Source organism: Candidatus Methylospira mobilis, from assembly GCF_009498235.1.
Lineage (GTDB): Bacteria > Pseudomonadota > Gammaproteobacteria > Methylococcales > Methylococcaceae > Methylospira > Methylospira mobilis.
Window position 1 is genome coordinate 140,676 of the sequence record NZ_CP044205.1, and the last position, 15,228, is coordinate 155,903.

Genomic DNA, 15,228 nt, shown 5'->3' on the forward strand with positions numbered 1-15,228 from the left:
GCGCTGAATTATTCGAAGCTCGCGGATTTTGCATCTATATAATCAATCGCCGGATAAACAATGGTATACAAAAAATGAACGATCGATGTTTTCCTGGTTGACCGCCCATGAAAACATCCGTTATACGAGCAGTCTAGCGGGGGAATATGAAAAACATGTGACCAGGGTGGGTTATTTGACATGACGTATGTTTTTTCGCGCATAAGAGCTCAGGGGCTTTACCTGATGCTTTAAATAGTACTAAAATGGTACCCATTGTGTTATCTAGCTGAAGGAGGCGGAGTTCATGCTCAAGATCGGTAAGCTGACTGATTACGCCATTATCGTTTTGGAGTTCATGGCGCGAGAGCCGGATAGAGTGTATGCGGCTTCGGAACTGGCTGAAGCCGTCCGGCTGGCAACGACGACGGCCAGCAAGGTTTTAAAGCAACTGACAAAAAGCGGCATTATCAGTTCGACACGCGGCGCGCATGGCGGTTATAGCCTGAGCAGCGCCCCGGCAGAAATCAGCATTGCTTCCGTTATCCATATTATGGAGGGTCCCATTGCATTGACCGATTGCGGCACCTTGCTGCAGGGATGCGAACAATCGGGTTTCTGTCAGGCCAGGGCCAGCTGGGAAGTAATCAATCGCGCGGTGCGCAATGCGCTGGAGGCAGTGTCGCTTGCGGATATGGCGGCGGTAACACCCCCTGTTCGCAGAAACTATCTGGTGCAGATCGATAATTCGTTGCAGAAGCGGGCTTCAAGCTCGCGAAAGATGAGCAAAATTGCCGGCTAAAGCCCGCTCCTGCAGTATCTGTATACCCATTAACATTGAACGAGGAAATCATGTCCGCGACAGCAAAAACCCTGGAAAAGATGATGGCCCAGGATTACAAGCCGGGATTTGTGACAGAGATGGAATCCGATACGCTGCCGCCGGGATTGAGCGAGCAGGTGATACGAACTATTTCGGCGCGCAAGCAGGAGCCCGAATGGCTGCTCGCATGGCGTCTGGACGCATACCGGCATTGGCTGGCCATGGAAGAGCCGCACTGGCCTTATCTGAACTACCCGCCGATCGATTACGATGCAATCAGTTATTACTCGGCGCCCAAGTCAGGCAATACGCCGAAAAGCCTGGACGAAGTCGACCCGAAATTGCTGGAAACCTATAGCAAACTGGGCATTCCGCTTTATGAGCAGAAAAAGCTGGCCGGCGTCGCCGTCGATGCGGTTTTCGACAGCGTTTCCGTCGCGACCACATTCAAGGATAAGCTGGCGGCTGCCGGAGTGATTTTCTGCTCGCTGTCCGAGGCGGTGCGCGAACATCCCGACCTGATGCGGCAGTATCTGGGGCAGGTGGTGCCGGCTGCCGACAACTTCTTTGCCGCGTTGAATGCAGCGGTATTTACCGACGGTTCTTTCGTTTATATCCCCAAGGGCGTGCGCTGCCCGATGGAGCTGTCCACCTATTTCCGCATCAACGCCGCGAAAACCGGCCAATTCGAACGCACGCTGATTATCGCCGAAGACAACAGCCATGTGTCTTATCTGGAGGGTTGTTCGGCTCCGATGCGCGACGAAAACCAGCTCCATGCCGCCGTCGTGGAATTGATAGCGCTGGAAGGCGCGGAAATCAAGTACTCGACGGTGCAGAACTGGTATCCCGGCGACGAGGAAGGGCGTGGTGGAATTTACAATTTTGTGACCAAGCGTGGCGAGTGTCGCGGCGCGCGTTCGCGCATTTCGTGGACGCAGGTGGAAACCGGTTCCGCGATTACCTGGAAATATCCCAGCTGCATACTGCGCGGCGACGATTCAGCCGGCGAATTTTATTCGGTGGCGCTGACCAACCATCGGCAGCAGGCCGATACCGGCACCAAGATGATACATATCGGACGCAATACGCGCAGCACCATTATTTCCAAGGGCATTTCCGCCGGGCGCGCGCAGAACACTTACCGTGGTCTGGTCAAGGTGCTGAACAGCGCGGAGAACGCGCGTAATTACACTCAGTGCGATTCGCTGTTGATCGGCGACCGCTGCGGCGCGCATACCTTCCCCTATATAGAAGTAAAACAGCCTACCGCCCAGGTTGAGCATGAGGCGACCACATCGCGTATCAGCGAGGATCAGCTTTTTTTCTGCCGCCAGCGCGGCCTGTCCGCCGAGGATGCCGTTTCGATGATCGTCAACGGCTTCTGTAAGGACGTGTTCAAGGAGTTGCCGATGGAGTTCGCGGTGGAGGCGCAGGCGCTGCTGGGCATCAGTCTGGAAGGCAGTGTAGGTTAGTAATTGGGGTTACGCGCGTACTGTAAAGCAGTAAAAGACGTTGTCCACGAAAGACACGAAAGGCACGAAAAAAAGAATGAGGGGGCAGAGAAGACGTATGGCGCACTGCGAAAACAAAGATATATTATCACCCTCACTCTTTAGGGGCGGCGGTAATATGGGTGGGCTTGATAGCCACGACGGTTGGAAGGAGAAGATTGTGAAGTGTTTTCGTGTTTTTCGTGTCTTTCGTGTCTTTCGTGTCTTTCGTGGACAGTATGTAACATCGGCTAATTAGAGAAACCATACCATGCTAGAAATAAAAAACCTTCATGTCCGCATAGGCGACAAACCGATACTCAAGGGTATAGATCTGGAGATCAAGGCGGGCGAAGTGCATGCCATAATGGGGCCGAACGGCTCCGGCAAAAGCACACTGTCGCATGTGCTGGCCGGACGCGAGGGCTATGAAGTCACCGCAGGCAGTATCAGCTACCAGGGGCGCGATCTGCTGGCGATGCCGGCGGAGCAGCGCGCGCGAGAGGGGGTATTTCTGGCGTTTCAATATCCGGTGGAGATTCCCGGGGTCAGCAATATCTACCTGCTCAAAGCCGCGCTGAATGCGATGCGCCGCCATCGCGGGTTGAACGAGCTTGATGCGATGGATTTTATTGCGATGATCAAGGACAAGGTCAAACTGGTCGATATGGACGAGCAGTTTCTGTACCGCGCGGTCAACCAGGGGTTTTCCGGCGGCGAAAAGAAGCGCAACGAGATTCTGCAAATGGCGGTGCTGGAGCCCAGCCTGTGCATACTGGATGAAACCGATTCGGGACTGGATATCGACGCGCTGAAATGCGTGTCGGAAGGCGTCAATCGTCTGCGCGATCCCAAGCGTTCTTTTATTCTGGTCACGCATTATCAGCGCCTGCTTGATTACATCAAACCGGATTTCGTGCATGTACTGGCGCAGGGGCGCATAGTGCGTTCAGGCGATGCCGGTCTGGCGCTGGAGCTGGAAAAACACGGTTATGGCTGGATCGATCAGGGTGTGACGGGTAATTGATATGAGTGTCGCCGAATATCTTGACGAGGTCTCCCATGCTATTGCCAGCCGGAACGAGCGGCTGCCCGACTGGCTGAAAGCTGAACGTGAACAGGCGCGTAATCGTTTCAGCGCGTCCGGTTTCCCAACGGTCAGGGACGAAGCCTGGAAATACATGGCGCCTTTGCCGATGCTAAAACGCAGCTTCATGCCTGCGTCAACCTTGTTGCCGGAACCGCCGGAAAGCGCTGCACGTTTGCTTGAGCATTGGTTCTTGCCTGATGCCTGGGTGATAGTATTGCTCGACGGTTATTTTGCGCCTGCTTTGTCCCGTCTGGACGGTCTGGCCCCGCGTGTCGTGTTGACCGGTCTGAACCGGGCGTTGAGCGAGTTTCCCGAGCGCGTTCGCTTGCATAGCCAGACAGCGCGGGGCGCCGATGCTTCATATCGTCACGGCCTTTTTTATTTTAATGCGGCGGTATTCACCGACGGTATGTATCTGGAAATTCCGTCAGGCGCGGTTTTGAACAGACCGGTGCAATTGCTGCATATATCGACACGGGCTGAAGGTTTGGCTGTTACACATAACCTCGCGGTTTTGGGAGAAGGCGCGTCAGCGCAATTGATCGAGACCTATGTTTCGGCGCCCGGAGTTAACTGCATGACTTCGGCGTCGACAGGGTTGAGTCTGGCGCCGTCAGCGCGGCTGGAGCATTTCAAGATACAGGCCGAATCGGAACAGGCCGCTCATTTCGCATCGCTGCATGCGGATCAATCGCCGTCTTCGCTATTGATACAGCACAATATTACGCTGGGCGGATCCTGGGTGCGCAATGATATTGCCTCGGAGCTCAGGCAGGGCGCGGAGTGCCGGTTGAGCGGCCTGTTTCTGGGACGGCACCGGCAGTATATCGACAACCATACCCGCATCGTGCATGCTGAGCCGCATGCCGTGAGCCGGCAGGAATACCGCGGCGTGATGATGGATCGTTCGCGCGGCGTGTTTCAGGGGCGCATCGTGGTGGCTCCCGGCGCGCAGCAGACCTCGGCAGCGATGAACAGCCGCAATCTGCTGTTGTCGCCCGATGCCGAAATCGATGCCAAGCCGCAACTCGAAATACTGGCCGACGACGTGCGTTGTTCCCATGGGTTCAGTGTTGGCGATCTAGCTCCCGAATCCCTGTTTTTTCTGGCATCGAGAGGCATTGATGCTGCGACCGCGCGTAATATGTTGATATTTGCATTTGCGTATGAGCGCGTGGAACAGATAGCTTTAACCAGCTTGCGCAGCCGCGTGCAGGATCGCCTGCTTGACAGTTTTCCGCATACCGACATACGGAGGGATTGGCTATGATACATGCAATGCGTCCTGACGAGCTGGATGTACTGCGATTACGTCAGGATTTCCCGGCGCTGCATCAATATATCAACGGGCATCCGCTGGTTTATCTGGATAATGCCGCTTCCGCACAGAAGCCGAAAGCGGTAATCGACGCGATCACGCATGTCTATGAGCACGATTACGCCAACGTGCATCGCGGCGTGCATACCTTGAGCCAGCGCGCCACCGATCTTTTCGAAGGCGCGCGCGCCAAGGTGCGCGCCTATATCAATGCGCGCAAAATCGAGGAAATTATTTTCGTGCGCGGCACTACCGAAGCCATCAATCTGGTGGCGCAGAGCTATGGCCGTCCCCGTTTGCAGACGGGAGACGAAATACTGATCACCGCGATGGAACATCATTCCAATATCGTACCCTGGCAGATGCTGTGCGAACAGACCGGATCTGTACTCAAGGTCGCGCCAATGTCGCAGCAGGGCGAGCTGTTGCTGGACGCCTTTGCCGGTCTGCTGTCCGGCCGGACGCGCCTGGTGGCGGTGACCCATATGTCCAATGCGCTGGGTACGCTCAACCCGGTCAAGGACATGATTGCGCTGGCGCATGCGCGCGACATTCCAGTGCTGCTGGACGGCGCGCAGGCGGTTCCGCATCTGGCGGTGGACGTGCAGGAGCTGGGTTGCGATTTTTACGCCTTTTCCGGCCACAAAATATATGCCCCATCCGGCATAGGCGTGCTCTATGGCAAGGAAGCCTTGCTGAAGGCGATGCCGCCGTGGCAGGGCGGCGGCGACATGATCCGCCAGGTTCGCTTCGAGCGTTCCGAGTATGCCGGTTTGCCTTATCGTTTCGAAGCCGGTACGCCCAATATCGCCGACGCTATCGCGCTGGGCGCGGCGCTGGATTACGTGCAGGGTATCGGCATCAACGCCATCGCGTCTCATGAAGCCGATCTGCTGGCGTATGCGGCACATAAGGCCGAGCAGGTTGACGGCCTGACGCTGATCGGAACCGCGAAGCACAAAGGCGCGATTCTGTCGTTTACGCTGGATCGCATCCACCCGCACGATATCGGCACCATACTGGATCAGGTCGGTATCGCGATACGCGCCGGGCATCATTGCGCGATGCCGGTCATGGATTTTTATCATGTGCCGGCCACCGCGCGCGCGTCGTTTGCCTTGTACAATACCCGCGAAGAAGTCGATAAACTGATCGACGGCATAGAAGAACTGATAGAGGTATTTCGCTAATGTTGGAGCATATCCGCGATTTGTACCAGGAAGTGGTGTTCGACCATAACCGTAACCCGCGCAACTTCAGAGTCATGGAGGATGCGACGCGCACCATAGAAGGCTTTAACCCGTTGTGCGGCGACCGCATCACGCTGTACGTCAAACAGGAGGGCGATGTGATCAAGGATGTCAGCTTCCAGGGGCAGGGCTGCGCCATTTCCACTGCTTCCGCCTCGCTGATGACGGAAATCGTCAAAGAACACACCGAGGCGCAGGCGCACGAATTGTTCGAGCTGTTTCATCGCATCACCACCGGGCAGGACGATCACGCCAATCTCGAAGGTCTGGGCAAGCTGGCGGTTCTGGCCGGTGTGCGCGCGTTTCCGGCGCGCGTCAAATGCGCCACGCTGGCTTGGCATTCCCTGGAAGCGGCGCTGAAGGATGATGCGGACGTCGCATCGGTGACCACGGAATAGCGGCCGAGACGAGATATATGGTAGACGCTAACTGGATTGACGTAGCCCCGGAAGGTAATCTGGCTCCCGGCGAGCATGTCGTCGTGGACGTCAACGGCACGGCTGTGGCAGTATTCCGTATCGGCGACGAATATTACGCAATCGAAGATATTTGTACTCACGACCGCTCGGCTATTTCGCGGAATTGCATGCTTGAGGGCCGCGAAATCATCTGCTCGCGGCACGGCGGACGCTTTTGCCTGCAAACCGGCAAAGCTTTACTGGGGCCTGTTTACGAAAATATCGGCGTATTTCCGGTGCGTATCGAACAAAGTGTAATTCAGGTGCGCGAGGCGGATTGACGGTTTTTCCCGTAATTACGGGTAATGTCCAGCACCGCTGAAAGCACAGGTACATGCGAAGGAGCGATAAAACGATGTCGTTGAATTTATATTTGCTGAGACATGGCGAAACCGAAGCAAGCCTTAGCGGCGGCTATTGCGGCAGGTTGGACCCGGACCTGACGGAAGCAGGCCATGAGATGGCCCATGATTTCGCGGAAGCATACCAGGAGCACTCATGGTCTGCCGTCTATGTCAGTCCGCTGCTGCGAACCCGCTCGACCGCAGCGCCGATCTGTCGGCTGACAGGACTCGACATGCGCCTGCGCGACGGCCTGCGCGAACTGGATTACGGCTGTTGGGAAGGCAAGTCGCCGGCAGAGGTGGAGCGAGAATATCACGATGACTATCTGCATTGGCTGGCCGACCCGGGGTGGAATGCGCCTACTGCCGGTGAGCGCGGCATAGACGTGGCGCAGCGCGCACTGGGCGTGCTTGCCGAAATTCAGGCGGAACATGCCAGTGGCAACGTATTGGTGATTTCCCACAAGGCGACACTGCGTCTTTTGTTATGCAGTCTGATGGGGATTGATGTCGGGAGCTACCGCGACCGGGTGAACGTGCTGGTGGCCTCGGTGGCTGTGGTCGAGTTCGGCACGCACGGACCCTTGCTCGTTCGCCTGGGAGATCGATCCCATCTGCGTTCGGTGCTTCGTGAGCGTCCGGGCACCTGAGTTACGGGCGGTAAAAGTCGTAAGGCCATCCATGGCGCTGACCGGATTACCGGCAAGATATTTCCATTCGGCGAATACCCGTTACGCTTATTGCAAGGGCTCTATGTTCCAAATGTTCTTTCCATACTCGCGGATGGCTCTGTCGGACGAGAATTTACCCATGCGTGCGACATTCAGTATCGACATATGAGTCCAGTGCGCGGGATCGCGATAAGCGTGATCGACCTCCTGCTGGCAGTCCACGTAGGGCCGGTAATCCGCCATCAACAGGTATTCGTCATGATGCAGCAGGTGATCGGTAAGCGGACGGAAAAGCCTGGTGTCGCCGTGCGAAAACAGTCCGCAGTTGATCAGGTCGATAGCCTGCTTGAGCTCCATGTCGCCGTGATAATAATCGTAGGGGGCGTAGCCATCCGTTTTCAGCGAGGCGACCTGATCGGCGGTCAAGCCGAACAGGAAGAAATTTTCTTCTCCGACCTCTTCGCGAATCTCGATGTTGGCGCCGTCCAGCGTGCCTATGGTCAACGCGCCGTTCATCGAAAACTTCATGTTGCCGGTACCGGAAGCTTCCTTGCCGGCGGTCGATATCTGCTCGGATAAATCCGCGGCCGGATAAATGTTCTGGGCATGCTTGACGTTATAATCCGGCAAAAACACGACCTTGATCATATCCCGTACCTGCGGATCGTGATTGATGACCTCGCTCACCGAATTAATCAGCTTGATGATCAGCTTGGCCATGAAATAACCGGGCGCAGCCTTTCCGCCGAAAATAAAGGTGCGGGGCGTGCCGACGTATTTGGGGTCGTGTTTTATGCGCTGATACAGGCTGATGATATTCAGCACGTTCAGATGCTGGCGCTTGTATTCATGAATACGTTTTACCTGAATATCGAACAGCGATGCCGGATCGACTACGATGCCGGTGCGGTGCTTGATGATTTTCGCAAGACGTATCTTGTTGTCGCGTTTTACATCGGCCCAGACCTGCTGAAACCCGGTATCGTTGGCGTAGGTTTCGAGTCCCTTAAGACGGTCGAGATCGGTCAGCCAGCCATCGCCGATCTTGTCGTCTATCAGCCGCGCCAGTCCCGGATTGCTCAAAGCGATGAAGCGCCGCGGGGTAACGCCGTTGGTCACGTTATGAAACCTTTCCGGCGCCATTTCGTGGAAGTCCGCAAACAGCTGGCTCTTTACCAGTTCGGAATGCAGTTCCGCTACGCCGTTAATGGCATGGCTGCCGATAACCGCCAGGTTGGCCATGCGCACGTATTTCTCACCGCTCTCGTCGATGATCGACATGCGTTCGACTTTTCCTTCGTCGCCCGGATAGCGGATGCGAATTTCATCGAGAAAGCGGTGGTTGATTTCGTAGATGATTTCGAGGTGGCGCGGCAGCACGGACGAGAATAAAGGCAGCGGCCATTTTTCAAGGGCCTCGGGCAGCAGGGTATGATTGGTGTAGGAGAAAGACTTGCGCGTAATGTCCCAGGCCTGTTCCCAGGGCAGGGCGAACTTGTCTACCAGCTGGCGCATCAATTCCGCGATGGCAATGGCCGGATGCGTATCGTTGAGCTGGATGCAATACATCTCGTTGAAACGTTCGATCGGCAGCCCCCTGCGCAGACAGAGCCGTATCATGTCCTTGATCGAGCAGGCGACGAAAAAATATTGCTGCTCGAGACGCAAATGCTTGCCCTGTATCTGCTCGTCATTGGGATAGAGGACTTTGGAGATATTTTCCGAATAGACTTTCTCATGCACCGCTCCGTAATAATCGCCGCGGTTGAAGTCTGCAAAATCGAAGGATTGGGCCGCCTCCGCGCTCCATAACCGCAGCAAGGCGCAGGTTTCCACGCCGTGTCCGAGTATCGGCGTGTCATAAGGTGTGCCCACCACGACCCGGCCCGGAACCCAGCGTATCCGATCCGCTCCGTGTTCGTCGGTGTAATGCTCGCTATTTCCTCCCAGTTTGACCACCTGGGCAAAGTGCGGACGCGCGATTTCCCAGACGTTGCCGAAGCGGAGCCATTTATCGGTGACCTCGACCTGCCAGCCGTCCTTGATGATCTGATCGAAGATGCCGAATTCGTAGCGTATGCCGTAGCCGATGGCCGGGTAGCCGACGGTCGCCAGCGAATCGAGATAGCAGGCTGCCAATCTGCCCAATCCGCCGTTTCCCAAACCGGGCTCTTCTTCCAGACCGATGAATTGATCGAGATCGAGACCCAGCTCGGTCATCGCCTGGCGCGCATGCTCGGTAATCCCAAGATTAAGCATTTCCTTGCCCAGATGCGGCCCCATCAAAAACTCTGCCGACAAGTAGGAAACCTGTCTGAGATTGGCGCCATTCCATCGTTCGACCTGTTTTATCCAGCGCTGCATGATGCGGTCGCGCACCGAAAGCGCGACGGCGTGATAGCGGTCCTCGGCTGTGGAAATTTCCAGCGGACGTCCGACAACCAGGTTGAGATTGTCCTGGAAAGCGGCTTTCAGTGCGCGAGGACTGGTTCCGGTTCGCACATGTTCATGTTCGGCCTGCGGCAGCGGGTTGTCGTTTGGCGTTTTTACGGTCATGGAAGTCTCCTTGGTATTTGGCAGAGCTAACGATTGGTCAGGCATGTGGGGCGGGGGCAGGAAATGGGCTGACGATAGCGAGGTTTCCACCCTGACAGTCTACTCCACAACATACGTGTGGAATAGTTACGACACTTTTAACGAGCGCCGATGACAAGGTGATGAAAACCACTACTCTTCGTCAATTTGAATATATTTTTATTTATTAAGTTTTTGTCATCAAGTATTCATATGCGATATCTATATGTTAGGTGTCCATCCTCTTCATCTCCCCCAAATCTGAGGGTCATCCCATGAATAAGCTCTGTTTTATGTCATGCTTGTTTGGTGTTTTTCTCAATCTGTTTCCCTTCAATCCGGCGGCCGCGGAAGAAAAATTAAGGCTGACGGGGTCAGGAGCCAGTTTTCCTTTCCCACTGTATTCCGCCTGGTTCAAAAACTACAGCCGCGATCACAAGGACGCCAACATTGACTATCAGGCCAAAGGCAGCGGCGCAGGCGTCCTGGATTTCATTAACCGCACGGTTGATTTTGCCGCCAGCGACGCGGCAATGACCCCTGACGAAATTGCCAAAGTCGAGGGCGGGGCCGTCCTGTTGCCGATGACTGCGGGAGAAATCGTCATTTCTTATAATCTGCCCGGCAATCCGCAGGGTTTAAAACTGTCTCGGGACGTCTATCCGGATATCTTTCTCGGTAAAATCACCCGATGGAACGATGCGCGCATTCAGAGCGCGAACGCCGGCCTGAAACTGCCGGATCTGCCCATTACCGTAGTGCGCCGGGCCGACAGCAGCGGCACGACTTTTGTGTTTACCCATCATCTCGGCGCAGTAAGCCCGTCGTGGCGGCAGGGACCGGGGGCCGGAACCACAGTGAACTGGCCGAGCAGCGACAAAATCGTTGCCGCGCCGAAGAACGACGGCGTCACCGCCACTATCAAGCAGACGCCCGGCGCGATAGGCTACATCGAATACGCTTATGCCGTCGGCGCCAGGGTCGAGATGGCCGAACTGCAGAATAAAGCCGGCCGGTTTATCCGGCCCGGCGCGGAAAGCGGTCAGGCGACGCTGGCCACCGCGCAGCTTCCGGAAAATCTGATTGCCTGGGTGCAGGACCCGGATGGTGAAAAATCCTATCCGATAGCCACCTTTACCTGGATGCTGTTCTACCAGCGGAACGCCACGCCCGCAAAGGCCAAAATCCTGCGCGATGTGGTCGAGTACGGGCTGACCGAGGGACAGAAATTGAGCACCAAAATGGGCTATATCCCGCTTCCCGAGAATGTCGTATCGGCTGTTCGCGTTGCGGCCCGGAAAATTCAGTGAAAAAAACTGTTAGCGGAGGCCGCGCTGGACTTCGAGACGGCCGGAACGCATCCTCCGTAATTTTTCCACCGTTTGCTTCTCCTGCACCCATAGAGTAAGCGCCATGAAAATATTTGAAGAGGACGCAACCAGCACACAAATCTCGCGGCCGCCTGCGCAGGCCGATTATCTGTTGGACCGCTTGTTCCGCGGGTTGGCCACGGCTTGCGCCTGGTTTCTGCTCATCGTGGTTGGACTGCTCCTCGGCGTCATCGGCGTCAAGGCTGTACCCGCCATCAGCGAATATCATCTCGGTTTTCTGACGGGCACTACCTGGGATGTCAATAAGCAGACTTTCGGGATTTTACCGGAAATCTGGGGCACCCTTTACAGTTCGATCCTGGCCTTGATTATCGGCGGATTTTTTGGCGTCACCATGGCGATTTTTCTGACTCAGGATTTTCTCCCGGCTCGGCTGGCTCTGGTTTTCCGCACCATCGTCGAATTGCTGGCCGCCATACCCAGCGTCGTCTACGGCTTTTGGGGCATTTTTGTGGTGATTCCGGCCATCCGTCCGATAGCCGACTGGCTGAATGCCGAATTCGGCTGGATTCCGTTTTTCGGCACGACCTTGAGCGGACCGGGTATGCTGCCGGCGGCGCTGGTGCTGGCCATCATGATACTGCCGACCGTCGCAGCCGTGTCGCAGGACGCCATCAGACAGGTGCCTCACCGCATCAAGGAGGCGGCTTTCGGCTTGGGCGCTACGCGCTGGGAGGCGATCCTGCGCGTGATACTGCCTACGGCTTCGACCGGAATTTTCGGAGCCCTGGTCCTGGGGTTCGGCCGGGCGCTCGGGGAAACCATGGCGCTGGCCATGCTGGTCGGCAACTCCAACCAGCTCAGCCTGTCCCTGTTTTCTCCGGGCAATACCCTTGCCGCGCTGCTGGCGCTGAATTTTCCCGAAGCGGGCGAGCATGAGGTGCCGGTGCTGATGTACGCCGCCCTGGTGCTGCTGCTGATCACACTGGCTGTGAATATGGTCGGCACCGCCATCATGACGCTCACTTCCTCGCAAATGAGAACCGACAAATGAATGTGCCTGATCCTCTTTTGGCAAACAACCAGACCTTGGGCGAGATACCCAGCCTGAAACGCTCGTTGTTGGAGCCTCGCGGCCTGTTCAGCACCCTATTGAGCGGTGCGGCATGGCTGGCTGCTATTATCGCCAGCGTTCCGCTGGTTTCTGTTCTGTATGGATTGATCGTTCGCGGAGGGCACCGGCTGAGCCTGGAGGTTTTGACGGAACTGCCGCCGGCAGGTTTCGAGCAAGGCGGCGGTTTCGGCAACGCCATAGTCGGAACGCTGGTGACCGTAGGCATCGGTGCGCTCATCAGCATTCCTTTCGGCATTCTGGCCGCAATTTTTCTGGGAGAACTGGAGCCGGACAGTCGAGTGGCCCATGTTGCGCGATTCAGCGCCAAGACGCTGACAGGATTGCCTTCGATTCTGGCAGGCGTGTTCGCTTATGCTGTGGTGGTCATGACGACGCACACCTACTCGGCGCCTGCGGCAGGGGTTGCGCTGGCGCTGCTGATGCTGCCCACTGTGGTGCTGACTGCTGAAGAAGCGATGCGGACGGTACCCTCCAATATGAAAAATGCCGCCTACGGCATGGGCTGTACCCGCAGTCAGGTTGTCTGGAAAATTGTATTTCCAACCGCGCTGCCGGGGATTCTGACCGGAGTAATGCTGGCGGTTGCACGCGCAGCCGGGGAAACGGCGCCCTTGCTGTTCACCGCCCTGTTCAGCAGCTACTGGTTCGTGGAAAACGGAAAAGCGGATCTGATGACGCCCATCGCCTCGCTGTCGGTATTGATCTACAACTTTTCCGGCATGCCTTACGATAATCAGATCGAACTGGCCTGGACCGCTTCGCTGGTGCTGGTGATGCTGGTGCTGCTGTTCAATATTCTTGCCAGGGTGTTGGGGCGCAAAAAATTCTAGGTTTCGAGCAAAGCGGCAATGAAAGCGGTTTACCCGCGGGAGGCTATGAGATGGCGAGCAGTGAAGCGCAATCCGATGTAGTCATCGACTGCAGACTGGACAAGGTTTTTTACGGAGATTTTCTCGCTGTAAGGGACAGTTATATTCCGATCCGGAAAGGCCGGATCACCGGCTTTATCGGTCCCTCGGGCTGCGGCAAGAGCACGGTTCTCCGCAGCCTCAACCGAATGAACGATCTGGTGCAGGGGTTTCGCTTCGAGGGCAAGGTGCATTTCCACGGTCAGGATGTCTATGAGAGCACTGTAGATCCGGTGGTGGTGCGCCGCTATATCGGCATGGTATTCCAGCAGCCCAACCCCTTTGCGATGAGCATTTACGATAACGTCGCATTCGGGTTGCATTTGAACCACTACAAGGGCAACATAACCGAGCGTGTGGAGAATGCCCTGAAGAAGGCCGCGCTCTGGGATGAAGTCAAGGATAAGCTCAAAGCCAGCGGACTTTCTCTGTCGGGCGGCCAGCAACAGCGGCTGTGCATAGCGAGAGCTATCGCCACCGAACCTTCGGTAGTTTTAATGGATGAACCGTGCTCCGCGCTCGATCCCATCGCCACCCGGCGTATAGAGGAACTGATGGTCGAATTAAAGGAAAAGCATACGATTGCGCTGGTTACTCATAATATGCAGCAGGCAATGCGCATTGCCGACAAGACGGCGTTTTTCTCGGTCGAAATCTCGAAGGGAGGGCGCACCGGTTATCTGGTTGAATTTGGAGATACCAGGCAAATCTTCGAAGACCCGCAAGAACAGTTGACCAAGGAATATATCCGTGGCGAGTTCAGTTAGCCGGACGGAGTCATACTGATGAACAGTAAAATCAGCTTCGGCAAAAGCCCTTGGGGCTTAATTCTAATCGCTTCAGCATGTATTGCCGTCATGGCGGGAGACGCGGCAGCCCAGTCCGAGAGCATGATGCTGCGCGGCGGCGGGGCGACATTTCCCGCACCGCTCTATCAGCGCTGGATAGAAGCTTACGCCGGGCAGCATCCCTGGTCCCGAATCGGCTACGCGAAACTGGGCAGCGGCGAAGGCGTTCAGCGCTTTCTCGCCGAAAAGCTGGACTTTGCCGGCAGTGATGCAGCGCTTGACGATGAGCAGATGGCCCAGGTAAAAAGAGGTGTTCGACTGGTGCCGGCGACGGCGGGTCTCATCGTGCTCGCCTATCACGTGAAAGGTCTTACCGGGCCGTTGAAACTTCCACGGGAAGTTTACAGGGACATTTTCTCCGGAAAAATATCCCGATGGAACGATGCGAGAATCAAGGCGGCCAATCCCGATTTAAACCTTCCCAACCAGAGCATTACTCTCGTTGCCCGGCTGGACGGCAGCGGAACGACTTATGCTTTTACCAATCATCTGAGCGCGATCAGCCGGGAATGGCGCGACAATGGCCCCGGAGCCGGGATGACGGTGGCCTGGCCGGGCAACGCGATGCTGGTTCACGGCAATGAAGCCGTGGCGTCCCGCATCAAAGTCAGCGAGGGAACGATAGGCTACCTGGAGTACGGTTTTGCCAAACGTCTCGGATTGCCGATGGCCTGGCTGGAAAACAAAGCCGGACATTTCGAGGAGCCAAACGAACAGACCGGTGTGGAAGCGCTGGCCGGTAACGCCCTGCAGATGCCGGATAACCTGCGTCTGATGATTCCCGACCCCGAGGGCGCGGATGCCTACCCGATATTGACCTTGAGCTGGCTGCTGCTATACCAGCGTTATCCCGATACGGAGAAGGCATCCGCGATTAAACAGTTTGTGACATTCGGTCTGACCGAAGGCCAGCGTTACAGCCACGAGCTCGGTTATATACCATTGCCCGCCGATATCGTTTCCCGGTCGCGTCAGGCATTGGACAGTATCCGATAATCCGCGCGCC

14 protein-coding genes are annotated in these 15,228 nt (G+C 56.2%); 13 read left to right on the top strand and 1 reads right to left on the bottom strand.

Annotated features, from left to right (window positions below; genetic code table 11):
• Positions 1-286 precede the first annotated feature (286 nt).
• The 8 genes from F6R98_RS00545 to F6R98_RS00580 all read left to right on the top strand — a co-directional run bounded on the left by F6R98_RS00545 (position 287) and on the right by F6R98_RS00580 (position 7,405).
• Entirely contained in the window at positions 287-781 is a 495-nt protein-coding gene (locus F6R98_RS00545; RefSeq protein WP_153247267.1) for an SUF system Fe-S cluster assembly regulator, read from the top strand.
• Positions 782-831: 50 nt separating this feature from the next.
• Positions 832-2,277: a Fe-S cluster assembly protein SufB gene (gene sufB, locus F6R98_RS00550; RefSeq protein WP_153247268.1), complete on the top strand. Its 1,446-nt coding sequence runs from the start codon at positions 832-834 to the stop codon at positions 2,275-2,277.
• Between the two features lie 289 nt (positions 2,278-2,566).
• Positions 2,567-3,322, top strand: coding sequence for a Fe-S cluster assembly ATPase SufC (sufC, locus tag F6R98_RS00555; RefSeq protein WP_153247269.1), 756 nt, complete (start codon positions 2,567-2,569; stop codon positions 3,320-3,322).
• A gap of 1 nt (position 3,323) precedes the next feature.
• Complete coding sequence (sufD, locus tag F6R98_RS00560; RefSeq protein WP_153247270.1) at positions 3,324-4,655, top strand: Fe-S cluster assembly protein SufD; 1,332 nt, start codon at positions 3,324-3,326, stop codon at positions 4,653-4,655.
• Positions 4,652-5,893 (top strand): cysteine desulfurase, encoded by a 1,242-nt coding sequence (locus F6R98_RS00565; RefSeq protein WP_153247271.1) that lies wholly within the window; start codon positions 4,652-4,654, stop codon positions 5,891-5,893. Before sufD ends, F6R98_RS00565 begins: the two co-directional genes overlap by 4 nt.
• Positions 5,893-6,351: a Fe-S cluster assembly sulfur transfer protein SufU gene (sufU, locus tag F6R98_RS00570; protein WP_153247272.1), complete on the top strand. Its 459-nt coding sequence runs from the start codon at positions 5,893-5,895 to the stop codon at positions 6,349-6,351. The genes F6R98_RS00565 and sufU overlap by 1 nt, the downstream gene beginning before the upstream one ends.
• A 17-nt stretch (positions 6,352-6,368) precedes the next feature.
• Positions 6,369-6,692, top strand: coding sequence for a non-heme iron oxygenase ferredoxin subunit (locus tag F6R98_RS00575; protein ID WP_153247273.1), 324 nt, complete (start codon positions 6,369-6,371; stop codon positions 6,690-6,692).
• Between the two features lie 74 nt (positions 6,693-6,766).
• Positions 6,767-7,405: a histidine phosphatase family protein gene (locus F6R98_RS00580; RefSeq protein ID WP_153247274.1), complete on the top strand. Its 639-nt coding sequence runs from the start codon at positions 6,767-6,769 to the stop codon at positions 7,403-7,405.
• An 87-nt stretch (positions 7,406-7,492) separates the two neighbouring features.
• Here the strand turns inward: F6R98_RS00580 and F6R98_RS00585 are convergent, their stop codons facing one another.
• Positions 7,493-9,982, bottom strand: coding sequence for a glycogen/starch/alpha-glucan phosphorylase (locus tag F6R98_RS00585; RefSeq protein WP_153247275.1), 2,490 nt, complete (start codon positions 9,980-9,982; stop codon positions 7,493-7,495).
• Between the two features lie 293 nt (positions 9,983-10,275).
• Between F6R98_RS00585 and pstS (F6R98_RS00590) the strand changes: the two genes are divergently transcribed.
• The 5 genes from pstS (F6R98_RS00590) (at position 10,276) to pstS (F6R98_RS00610) (ending at position 15,218) form a co-directional block, all read left to right on the top strand.
• Complete coding sequence (gene pstS / locus F6R98_RS00590; RefSeq protein ID WP_153247276.1) at positions 10,276-11,310, top strand: phosphate ABC transporter substrate-binding protein PstS; 1,035 nt, start codon at positions 10,276-10,278, stop codon at positions 11,308-11,310.
• A gap of 103 nt (positions 11,311-11,413) precedes the next feature.
• Positions 11,414-12,385 carry a phosphate ABC transporter permease subunit PstC gene (gene pstC / locus F6R98_RS00595; RefSeq protein ID WP_153247277.1) on the top strand — a complete coding sequence of 324 codons (972 nt, stop codon included), beginning with the start codon at positions 11,414-11,416 and terminating at the stop codon, positions 12,383-12,385.
• Positions 12,382-13,296: a phosphate ABC transporter permease PstA gene (gene pstA, locus F6R98_RS00600; protein WP_153247278.1), complete on the top strand. Its 915-nt coding sequence runs from the start codon at positions 12,382-12,384 to the stop codon at positions 13,294-13,296. The genes pstC and pstA overlap by 4 nt, the downstream gene beginning before the upstream one ends.
• Before the next feature lie 50 nt (positions 13,297-13,346).
• Positions 13,347-14,141 carry a phosphate ABC transporter ATP-binding protein PstB gene (gene pstB, locus F6R98_RS00605; protein WP_153247279.1) on the top strand — a complete coding sequence of 265 codons (795 nt, stop codon included), beginning with the start codon at positions 13,347-13,349 and terminating at the stop codon, positions 14,139-14,141.
• Between the two features lie 18 nt (positions 14,142-14,159).
• A complete protein-coding gene (pstS, locus tag F6R98_RS00610; RefSeq protein WP_153247280.1) occupies positions 14,160-15,218 on the top strand; it encodes a phosphate ABC transporter substrate-binding protein PstS in 1,059 nt (352 codons plus the stop codon).
• Positions 15,219-15,228: the final 10 nt, after the last annotated feature.

Excerpts from the sequence above, each read along its gene's own strand:
- F6R98_RS00565 (WP_153247271.1), top strand. The coding sequence starts at position 4,652 with ATGATACATGCAATGCGTCCTGACGAGCTGGATGTACTGCGATTACGT.
- pstC (WP_153247277.1), top strand. The coding sequence starts at position 11,414 with ATGAAAATATTTGAAGAGGACGCAACCAGCACACAAATCTCGCGGCCG.
- F6R98_RS00580 (WP_153247274.1), top strand. The coding sequence starts at position 6,767 with ATGTCGTTGAATTTATATTTGCTGAGACATGGCGAAACCGAAGCAAGC.
- pstB (WP_153247279.1), top strand. The coding sequence starts at position 13,347 with ATGGCGAGCAGTGAAGCGCAATCCGATGTAGTCATCGACTGCAGACTG.
- sufB (WP_153247268.1), top strand. The coding sequence starts at position 832 with ATGTCCGCGACAGCAAAAACCCTGGAAAAGATGATGGCCCAGGATTAC.
- F6R98_RS00575 (WP_153247273.1), top strand. The coding sequence starts at position 6,369 with ATGGTAGACGCTAACTGGATTGACGTAGCCCCGGAAGGTAATCTGGCT.
- sufU (WP_153247272.1), top strand. The coding sequence starts at position 5,893 with ATGTTGGAGCATATCCGCGATTTGTACCAGGAAGTGGTGTTCGACCAT.
- sufC (WP_153247269.1), top strand. The coding sequence starts at position 2,567 with ATGCTAGAAATAAAAAACCTTCATGTCCGCATAGGCGACAAACCGATA.
- pstS (WP_153247276.1), top strand. The coding sequence starts at position 10,276 with ATGAATAAGCTCTGTTTTATGTCATGCTTGTTTGGTGTTTTTCTCAAT.
- pstA (WP_153247278.1), top strand. The coding sequence starts at position 12,382 with ATGAATGTGCCTGATCCTCTTTTGGCAAACAACCAGACCTTGGGCGAG.
- F6R98_RS00585 (WP_153247275.1), bottom strand. The coding sequence starts at position 9,982 with ATGACCGTAAAAACGCCAAACGACAACCCGCTGCCGCAGGCCGAACAT.
- sufD (WP_153247270.1), top strand. The coding sequence starts at position 3,324 with ATGAGTGTCGCCGAATATCTTGACGAGGTCTCCCATGCTATTGCCAGC.
- pstS (WP_153247280.1), top strand. The coding sequence starts at position 14,160 with ATGAACAGTAAAATCAGCTTCGGCAAAAGCCCTTGGGGCTTAATTCTA.
- F6R98_RS00545 (WP_153247267.1), top strand. The coding sequence starts at position 287 with ATGCTCAAGATCGGTAAGCTGACTGATTACGCCATTATCGTTTTGGAG.